General features: G+C 46.0%; 2 protein-coding genes. Both read left to right on the top strand.

The features are described from left to right. A partial coding sequence (locus B151_RS19160; protein WP_020404907.1) for an MFS transporter occupies positions 1-919 on the top strand: 919 nt, incomplete at its 5' end. Between the two features lie 139 nt (positions 920-1,058). Continuing rightward, positions 1,059-2,189, top strand: a complete 1,131-nt coding sequence (gene cfa / locus B151_RS0117370) for a cyclopropane fatty acyl phospholipid synthase (RefSeq protein WP_020404906.1) — start codon at positions 1,059-1,061, stop codon at positions 2,187-2,189. The last annotated feature ends 182 nt before the right edge of the window (positions 2,190-2,371 follow it).

Raw genomic sequence — 2,371 nt, 5'->3', positions numbered from 1 at the left:
ATTGTATATACTCCGGATAGTCGGAGGCTTGTTTTCGGCAGCCGTACTACCCACGGTTAATTCCTGGGTTACGGACCTAAGCTCGATAAGAAACAGAGGCAAGGTACTGGCGTGGACAGGTGGAGGAGCCAGCCTGGGGGTGATCTTCGGTCCGGTCTTGAGCTCCTTCTTTATGAATGTTGACTGGTTTGAAGGGTGGGCATGGGGACTGTTTTCTGCAAATGCCTACACAGCTCCCTTTTTGATTGCCGGTGGGTTTTCACTGTTGGCCCTGGTGGCTGTATTGTTGTGGCTGCCTCGCAAACGCCCACTCATTGACAGCATCAGTTATCCTCAGGGAAAAATAAATACATGGAATATGGTATATGGTGAGATGCTCCCGATACTAATCTACGCCATTATTGCCCAGGGAGCGCTCTCTATGTTTGAAAGCACCTTTGCCCTGCACGCGCACCAGATCCTGGGATATAGTGTCCTGGAAATGGGATATATCTTTATGGCCTGTGCACTCGGAATGAGTATCAGCCAGGTCGGTTTAACAGGTTCTCTGATTGATCGCTGGGGAGAGTACCGTCTGCTACCTGTAGGATACTTTTTTATAGGCCTGTCTCTGTTTTTGTTGATGTTTGTAAATAGCTTTGCGCTTATCATTGCGGTTGTAAGCATTCTAGCGTTGGGGATGGCACTGGTAACCCCCGGCCTGGCCTCTCTTACAAGTAAAATCAGTAACCACAGGGTCGGTGAACGAATGGGCCTGCTGGCATCCGTAAGCAGCCTGGGGCTTGCTGCTGGGTCATTTTTGGGAGCAGGCCTGTATGCATTGAATATTCACCTGCCCTATTTCTCGTTTTCCCTCGCTATATTAATCCTTCCTGTGTACATCATCAAACGATACCTGAGGCAGGAAGTCAGCCCATAATAATTGGCTCGCCTCTGTGGCACCTGCAAGATTTAAGCTTCTTTTAAGCCAACCTGTTGTATTCTATCCTTGGAGAAGGCTTACGTTTTTATTATCCCGGAAATAGCTCTTTAAACCGTTTAAGATAGAGGAGACGGTCATGAATCACATTATTAAAAAGATAAAAGTTGAGTTGGAATCAGCCGATATTCAAATTGATGGATCTAAGCCGTGGGACATACAGGTCAAAGACAGCCGTCTTTTTAACCGGATATTACGCCAGGGTTCACTTGGACTGGGAGAAGGTTATATAGATGGCTGGTGGGAGGCCAAAGCGCTTGATGAGTTTTTTACACGGGTATTAAGGGCCGGGCTGGAGAAAAGAGTCTACGGCAAACCGGCTATGATATTCGAAAATTTGAAGTCTCTGCTGACCAACCGCCAAAGCAAAGATAAAGCCCACGAAATAGGCGAGCATCATTACGATATTGGCAACGATCTGTACATAGCCATGCTGGATACACGCATGGTCTATACCTGTGGCTACTGGCAGCAGGCCAAATCGCTGGACGAAGCCCAGGAAGCCAAACTGGACCTTGTATGTAAAAAAATTGGTTTGCAGCCTGGCCAGCGCGTGCTGGATATTGGTTGCGGTTGGGGTAGTTTTGCTAAATATGCTGCCGAAGTCTATGGGGCAGAGGTTGTAGGTATTACGATTTCCAACGAACAGGTGGAACTTGGAAGAGAGCGATGCAAGGGCCTACCTGTGGAAATACGGTTTCAGGATTATCGAGAGGTTAACGAACCGTTCGATCACATTGTCTCACTTGGAATGATCGAACATGTCGGCAGCAAAAACTATCGTACCTATATGCAAACCGTTCACCGGTGTTTAAAAGATGAGGGAAGATTTATTCTGCATACAATTGGAAGCAATGAGTCGGTTCGTACTACCGATCCATGGATTGAAAAATATATTTTTCCGAATTCACAACTTCCATCCGCCCGGCAGCTCTCCTTGGCGGCTGAAGGATTGTTCGTGATGGAAGACTGGCAGAACTTCGGTGCCCATTACGACAAAACCCTGATGACCTGGTATCAAAATTTCGAAGAGCACTGGGATGAGCTGAAATCAAACTATTCCGAACGGTTTTACCGGATGTGGAAATATTATCTGCTTAGCTGTGCTGGCAGCTTTCGAGCACGCAAAAACCAACTCTGGCAGATCGTATTTACCAAACAAGGTATTCCTGATGGATTTACGGCTCCACGCTACCGAACTAATAAGTAAAGCTCAGTAAATAGAATGGTAAGACAACGTAAGCGGTTTTTGGGGATAAATGGAATTATTGTTGGATAATTTTCTTGGCAGGACTAAAACGAAGCTCAGTTTTTTTGGTATAAGACAAAGTCGAGAAGATACATTCCATGAGAAACATTCATGAAACCTGATTTCTTTAAGGTTCTTTTAAG

The sequence above is a fragment of the Gracilimonas tropica DSM 19535 genome (assembly GCF_000375425.1).
Taxonomy (GTDB): Bacteria; Bacteroidota; Rhodothermia; order Balneolales; family Balneolaceae; genus Gracilimonas; species Gracilimonas tropica.
Note: the sequence above shows the minus strand (reverse complement) of the source record. Positions and strands in the feature narration are given on the sequence as shown.

What these genes read in the sequence shown, in the direction of transcription:
- cfa (WP_020404906.1), top strand. Translation starts at nt 1,059, where the DNA reads ATGAATCACATTATTAAAAAGATAAAAGTTGAGTTGGAATCAGCCGAT.